Origin of the sequence: Humibacter sp. (genome assembly GCF_051954055.1) — a bacterium.
Lineage (GTDB): Bacteria > Actinomycetota > Actinomycetes > Actinomycetales > Microbacteriaceae > Humibacter.
In genome coordinates this window covers 1-6,955 of record NZ_JBQCIE010000046.1, presented here as the reverse complement: position 1 = coordinate 6,955, position 6,955 = coordinate 1, and the positions used below count along the sequence as shown (strand labels likewise).

At 68.3% G+C, this 6,955-nt stretch carries 6 protein-coding genes; 3 read left to right on the top strand and 3 right to left on the bottom strand.

Annotated elements, in window-relative coordinates; translation table 11 throughout:
* A partial coding sequence (locus ACTHNC_RS05940) for a PucR family transcriptional regulator ligand-binding domain-containing protein (protein WP_440293680.1) occupies positions 1-846 on the bottom strand: 846 nt, incomplete at its 3' end.
* A gap of 308 nt (positions 847-1,154) precedes the next feature.
* Between ACTHNC_RS05940 and ACTHNC_RS05935 the strand changes: the two genes are divergently transcribed.
* Genes ACTHNC_RS05935 through ACTHNC_RS05925 form a run of 3 tightly spaced genes read left to right on the top strand, consistent with a single transcriptional unit; the run spans position 1,155 to position 4,418 of the window.
* On the top strand, positions 1,155-2,639 hold the full coding sequence (locus tag ACTHNC_RS05935) for a CoA-acylating methylmalonate-semialdehyde dehydrogenase (protein ID WP_440293679.1): 1,485 nt from the start codon (positions 1,155-1,157) through the stop codon (positions 2,637-2,639).
* 10 nt (positions 2,640-2,649) lie between these two features.
* The gene (locus ACTHNC_RS05930) at positions 2,650-4,059 is read left to right on the top strand and encodes an aspartate aminotransferase family protein (protein ID WP_440293678.1); all 1,410 of its coding nucleotides are present in this window, start codon (positions 2,650-2,652) and stop codon (positions 4,057-4,059) included.
* A 59-nt stretch (positions 4,060-4,118) separates the two neighbouring features.
* Complete coding sequence (locus tag ACTHNC_RS05925; protein ID WP_440293677.1) at positions 4,119-4,418, top strand: DUF1905 domain-containing protein; 300 nt, start codon at positions 4,119-4,121, stop codon at positions 4,416-4,418.
* Between the two features lie 15 nt (positions 4,419-4,433).
* On the opposite strand, the gene ACTHNC_RS05920 is transcribed toward ACTHNC_RS05925, so the two are convergent.
* Together ACTHNC_RS05920 and ACTHNC_RS05915 are read right to left on the bottom strand one after the other, a co-directional pair.
* On the bottom strand, positions 4,434-4,802 hold the full coding sequence (locus ACTHNC_RS05920) for a VOC family protein (RefSeq protein ID WP_440293676.1): 369 nt from the start codon (positions 4,800-4,802) through the stop codon (positions 4,434-4,436).
* 37 nt (positions 4,803-4,839) lie between these two features.
* The gene (locus ACTHNC_RS05915) at positions 4,840-6,747 is read right to left on the bottom strand and encodes an ABC transporter ATP-binding protein (RefSeq protein ID WP_440293675.1); all 1,908 of its coding nucleotides are present in this window, start codon (positions 6,745-6,747) and stop codon (positions 4,840-4,842) included.
* Positions 6,748-6,955 lie beyond the last annotated feature (208 nt).

The following is a 6,955-nucleotide window of genomic DNA, read 5'->3' as shown; positions in this document are numbered from 1 at the left end:
TCGCCTGCCGAGCAGAGCAGCGACGATGCGTTCATGGCTGGTGCGCGTCCACTCGTCGGCACCGTGGTCGGCGAGGCGGCCCAGAGCGAGAGCGATCGCTGCCTGCTCGAGCACGTTCGTGCGGCCGGCCAGATGCGCACGCCCTGGCAGCGCAACAAGGTATCCCCAGCGGATGCCGCGCGCCTCGACGGGCACGATCGTCCAGTCGTCCGGCCCGGGGAGGGCGCCGCGAGCGACGGCATCCGCTGCCCGGTCGTGGGCATCCCGCGAACGCTGCTCCCAGTCGCGGAGGATGCGCGTGTCATCGCCCATCGCCTCCACGGCGATCACCCGGTGCGTGAGGTCTTCGAGCACGGTGGGCGAGCCGAGCACGCGGGCGACCTGCGCGACGATGTAGTCGGCGGGGCTGCCGCGCAGGCTGAGCTGCGTGAACAGCGCGTGGATCTCGTCGCGTGCCTTCAGTGCCGCCATCTGGTCGGCGATCACCCGGGAGTGCACGGCCTCCGTGATCGCCACGAAGCGTGCCTCGCGGTGCAGAACAATGAACGGCAGGTCAAGACGCGCGGCCGCCTCGGTGAACGCCCTCGGCGGCTCCGCGAAGCGGTGCCCGAGCTCGAGCACGACGCCCACGATCGAGGCGCCGACGAGGCGAGCCGCGAAGTCGCGCTGTGCCGCGGCATCCGTCGGCCAGCCGACACCGGTGGAGAGGATGAGCTCACCGCCCTTGACGAGGTGCGTCACGTCGGCCGTCTCGCTCACGTGCACCCAGCGAACGGGCCTGTCGAGCGCGTCTTCGCCGGTGAGCACCTCGGGTACGGCCGTGACGACCTCCTCGAGGCGGAGCACCTCCCGGATGCTCGGCAGCACCGCCTGCCGAGAGACAGCCTGGCGTCGCGCGGTGCGTTCCAGGTCGATGGGAGGCGGAGCCGCACGATCGTCGGCATGCTCTTCAAGACCGTGCTCTTCGACGCTCGGACGATCTGTGCGACCGCCCACGAAGCTGTGACGTTCTGGCACCGCTATCGAATCCACTTCTCTGTGAACATGGGAGCACTAAGACTAACGTGCTCCCACGTCAATTCGTCCGGATCGAGTCATCCGGCGATCGACGGAGCGCAGAGTGGAACGTAAGAGAACTCACGAGAGGACCGCTCATGGCCCTGATCCGCCATCTCGTCGACGGCGCCGAATTCGGCGAGCCCGGGCGCACCGGCGACGTCTTCAACCCCGCCACCGGAGCGGTGCAGCACCAGGTGCTCATGGCCAGCGAAGCGGATGCCGCCGCCGCCATCGCAGCGGCCAAGGCCGCGCTCCCCGGGTGGCGCGCGACGAGCCTGACCAAGCGCGCCGACGTGCTCTTCCGCCTGCGCCACCTGCTCTCCGAGCACCGCGACGAGCTGGCGGCCACCATCACGAGCGAGCACGGCAAGGTGCTGTCGGATGCCGCAGGCGAGATCGCGCGCGGCCTGGAGAACGTGGAGTTCGCATCCGGGCTCATCCAGCACCTGAAGGGCGACTACAGCGAGCAGATCTCCACCGGCGTCGACGTGCACAGCGTCAAGCAGCCGGTCGGCGTCGTCGGCTGCATCACGCCGTTCAACTTCCCGCTGATGGTGCCGCTCTGGATGGTCGCCAGTGCCATCGCGTGCGGCAACACCGTTGTGCTGAAGCCCAGCGAGAAGGACCCGTCGGCATCTGTTCTGCTGGCGGGGCTCTTCCTCCAGGCGGGGCTCCCGGCCGGCGTGCTGAACGTGCTGCACGGCGACAAGACCGCGGTGGATGCCCTGCTCGACTCGCCCGACATCGCCGCGATCAGCTTCGTGGGCTCGACACCGATCGCGAGGTCGATCTATCAGCGTGCTTCGGCGAACGGCAAGCGGGTGCAAGCGCTCGGCGGCGCGAAGAACCACATGGTCGTGATGCCGGACGCCGACATCGACGCCGCGGCGGATGCCGCCGTTTCCGCCGCGTACGGCTCCGCCGGCGAGCGCTGCATGGCGGTCAGCGTGCTCGTCGCGGTCGGCGACGCGGGAGACAAACTGATTCCGGCGATCCAGAAGCGCATCGACGACCTGGTGATCGGCGACGGAACGGATGCCGACACCGGCATGGGCCCGCTCGTCACCGCGCAGCACCGCGAGAGAGTGCTGTCGTACGTGACCGGTGCAGCCGCCGAGGGTGCAACGGTCGTCGTCGACGGGTCGCAGAAGCAGTTCGACGGCGACGGGTTCTTCATCGGCGCGACGCTGCTCGACAACGTGCCGCTGGAGTCGACGACGTACCGTGACGAGATCTTCGGCCCCGTGCTCTCCGTGGTGCGGGTCGAGACGCTCGACGACGCGATCGATGTCATCAACGCGAACCCGTACGGCAACGGCGTGGCCATCTTCACCCGCGACGGCGGCGCCGCGCGCGAGTTCGAGTTCCGCATCGAGGTCGGAATGGTCGGCGTGAACGTGCCGATCCCCGTGCCAGTGGGGTCGTTCTCGTTCGGCGGCTGGAAGGACTCGCTGTTCGGCGACTCGCACATCTACGGCCCGGAGTCGTTCCACATCAATAAGCGCTCCAAAGTAGTAACGTCACGATGGCCAGAGGCATTGCAGTCGCGCGTCGAACTGGCGTTCCCGGGCAACCACTGAGGATGACGACATGACCACCACCGATGTAGGCACCCGCACCGGCTACACGGACCGCACCGGCGCGTTCCATGCGTTCGGGGACCAGGCCGAGGAACAGCGGGTGCGCGCCGACGACCGCGCGCACGTCTTCCACTCCTGGAGCGCGCAGGCGCAGATCGATCCGCTGCCGGTCGCGGCGGGCGAGGGCTCGACGTTCTGGGACTACGAGGGCAACGCGTACCTCGACTTCAGCTCGCAGCTGATCAACCTGAATCTCGGGCACCAGCATCCGGATCTCGTGCGGGCCATCCAGGAGCAGGCCGGACGCATGGCGACCATCCAGCCGGGTATGGCCAACGACGTGCGCGGTGAACTCGCGCGGCGCGTCGCCGGGGTGGCACCGGGCGACCTGAACCATGTGTTCTTCACCAACGGCGGAGCGGATGCCAACGAGAACGCCGTTCGCATGGCTCGCCGCTACACGAGTCGCCGTAAGGTGCTGTCGATGTACCGCTCGTATCACGGCAACACGTCCACGGCGATCGCGCTCACCGGTGACCCTCGACGCTGGGCGAACGAGCCGGCCGATGGGTCGGTGGCGCACTTCTTCGGGCCGTACCCGTACCGGTCCGCGTTCCATGCGACATCCGTCGACGAGGAGTCGCAGCGGGCGCTGGAACACCTCGAGCAGGTGATCGCGCTGGAGGGTCCGCAGACCATCGCGGCGATCCTGATCGAGACGATCGTGGGCACCAACGGCGTGCTCGTGCCGCCGCCCGGCTACCTGCAGGGCGTGCGCGAGCTGTGCGACCGGCACGGCATCGTGTTCATCGCCGACGAGGTGATGGTGGGATTCGGTCGCGTCGGCGAGTGGTTCGCGGTGGATGCCTACGACGTGGTCCCCGATCTGATCACGTTCGCGAAGGGCGTGAACTCGGGCTACGTACCGCTCGGCGGTGTCGTGATCTCGGATGCGATCGCGCACTTCTTCGACGACGTCTCGTTCCAGGGTGGGCTGACGTATTCCGGGCATCCGCTGGCGTGCGCGGCGGGAGTCGCGACGTTCGAGGTGTTCGAACGGGACGGCATCCTGCAGCACGTGCGCGACCTCGGGTCGCGGGTGATCGAACCGACTATCACGGCGTGGCTCGACACGCACCCGTCGCTCGGCGAGGTGCGCGGCCGCGGACTGTTCTGGGCGCTCGAGCTGGTGCGGGACCGCGAGACGCGGGAACCGCTGGTGCCATTCAACGCCTCCGGAGCGGATGCCGCACCGATGGCCGAGGTCGCCGCGGCGTGCAAGGCGGCCGGTGTGTGGCCTTTCACACACATGGGCCGCATGCATATCGCGCCACCGCTGGTGATCAGCGAGGACGAGCTGCGCCGCGGCCTCGACGTGATCGACGCCGCCCTCGCGGTCGCGGACCGCTACGCCGAGTAGGCCGCGACGGGCATCCACTCGTCGCGCGGCGCGTCGGCGGCGCCTCGTACCCTGGTGCCATGGCGGGCATCCGGTACGAGTTCGAGTCGACGCTGTTCCCCTGGGAGGCCCGCCGTGAGCTGTGGGTGTTCGCCCGGCTGCCGCTGGAGGTCTCGGAGGAGATCCACGACGCGCCGCATCCGCCGGCCGGGTTCAACTCGGTGAAGGTGGAGGCGACTCTCGGGTCGTCCCGCTGGTCGACGTCGATCTTCCCGGAGGGCGATGGCACCTATGTGCTCGCGATCAAGAAGGCGATCCGGACGCGCGAAGGCGTCGACATCGGCGACACCGTGCGGATGGCCGTCGAGACGCAGGTCTGAGGCGTGAGGTAAGGCTCAGTCGTTCGGCTTGATCAGGCAGAACGGATGCCCGGCCGGGTCGAGATACACCCGGAACGTCTCCTTGTCGTAGCCCGTTTTCGTGGCGCCGAGGTCGAGCACCTGCTGCTCAGCGGCATCCAGGTCGTCGACCTTCACGTCGATGTGCAACTGCTGCGGCACCTCCTGCCCCGGCCACTGCGGCGGCCGGTACTCCTGATCCACCCGCTGGAACGCGAGGAGCGGACGGGGTCGCTCCTCCGAGGCGAGTTCGACCCAGTCCGGGTCGTCGGAGACCACCCGCATGCCCAGCAGTTCGGCGTAGAACGGCGCGAGCGCGCGGGGGTCGGGGCAGTCGATGGCCAGTACGTCGAGTGTTCCGATCATGCGGCCGACCCTAGAAGCGACCCCTGACATCGCCGTCCTACACCGTCGCCGTCACCCGCGCCTGCTCGTCGTACAGCCGTGCGTACTCGCCGCCGAGAGCGAGGAGGTCGGCGTGCGTGCCGCGCTCCACGACGCGTCCCTTGTCGATGACGAAGATGACGTCGGCGTTCACGATCGTGGAGAGCCGGTGGGCGATGGCGATCGTCGTGCGGCCGTGCGAGGCCGAGTCGAGCGCTTGCTGCACGACCCGCTCCGAGATCGTGTCGAGCGCGCTCGTGGCCTCGTCGAGGATGAGCACCTCGGGGTCCTTGAGCAGCACCCTGGCGATCGCGATGCGCTGCTTCTCGCCGCCGGAGAGCCGGTAGCCGCGTTCGCCCACCACGGTCTCGTACCCGTCAGGGAACCCGACGATCGTGTCGTGGATGTTCGCAGCGCGCGCCGCCGCCTCCACCTGCTCCTGCGCGGCATCCGGTGCCGCGTACCTGAGGTTCTCGGCGATCGTGGCGTGGAAGAGATAGGTCTCCTGGCTGACGATGCCGATGTGGTCGATCAGCGAATCGTGCTGCAGGTCGCGGACATCCTTTCCGGCGAACAGCACGGCACCGTCCGACGCCTCGTACAGCCGGGGGACGAGGTAGGAGACCGTCGTCTTCCCCGCTCCGCTCGCGCCGACGAACGCCGCGAACTGGCCGGGGAGGATCGTGAACGAGACGTCGTCCAGCGTCGGACGTTCGCCAAGCCGGGCATCCGGATAGCGGAACGTCACGTCGCGGAACTCGATCTCGCCGACCGGTGCGCCGGCCGGAATGGCGACCGCATCGCTCCGATCCTTGATGGCCGGCTTCAGGTCCAGGTACTCGAAGATGCGGGCGAAGAGCGCGCTGGATGTCTGCAGGTTCAGCGCGGTCTGCATGATGGCCATTAGCGGGAACAGCAGCCTGGCCTGCACCGTCGTGAACGCGACGATGGTACCCGAGGTGATGTCGGCGGATCCGCCGGCCAGCAGCCATGCCGAGACGAGGTAGACGATCGCGGGGATCGACGACAGGAAGATGTGCACCATCGCGAAGAACCACTGCCCGCTCATGGTCTCCTTGACCTGGAGCCCGACCTGCGTCTCGTTCTCGGCCGAGTAGCGCGCCGTCTCGAACCGCTGACGGTTGAAGCTCTTCGAGAGCAGGATGCCCGAGACGCTCAGCGTCTCCTGTGTGATCGCCGTCATGTCGGAGAGCGACTCCTGGGTCGCCGTCGCGATGCGCGCGCGCACCTGTCCGACCCGGCGTTGAGCGATCACGAGGAACGGCATCAACACCACCGCGATCAGCGTGAGCTGCCAGTTGAGAAGGAGCATCGCGACGAACGCCGCGATGACGGTGACGATGTTGCCGAGCACACTCGAGACGGTGTTCGAGAGCACGCCGGCGACGCCGCCGACGTCGTTCTGAAGCCGCGATTGGATGACGCCGGTCTTGGTCCGCGTGAAGAAGCTCAACTCCATGGACTGCAGGTGCCGGAACAGCTTCACCCTGAGCGCGCCCATCACCTTGTTGCCCACGGTGGCGGTGAGGTAGGTCTGCCAGACGCCGAGTCCGCTCGAGGCGAGGTAGACGACGATGATCGCGACGACGAGGGTCGTCGTCACGCCGATATCCGGATGCCCCGAGGCGGGGAAGAGCCCGTCATCGAACACTCTCTGCGTGAGGAGTGGGGGCACCACGGTGAGCGCTGCACCGAGGAGAACGAGCGCCACCGTCACCGACAGTGCGACCTTGTGCGGTCCGAAGAGCGCGCCGATGCGTCGCATCAGGTGCGGGATCTTCGGCGCCTGCGCGTTCCTCGCCTTCTGCGCCGCGATGTCGCCGCGCGCACCGGCGCGGCCGCCGCCATGGCCGTCTCCGCCGTGGCCGCCACCGCCGTGCCCGCCGCTGGGTCTCATTCCGCTCATCCGTCCACTCCCCCTAATCGCGACTATCAACGATATATCGTTACGCGATATTCCCGCCAGCGTCGTCCTCCCCCGCAGTTCAAGTCGCGGAGTGTGGCCCGATTGAGCGCCGAAAAAGGCGGTCAGAGGGGCGGGTTGAGGGGGGGGGGCGGGGGGGGGGGGGGGGGCCGTGTGGCCGGAGGGTCAGGACGGCCCCGCCGGGGGGCAC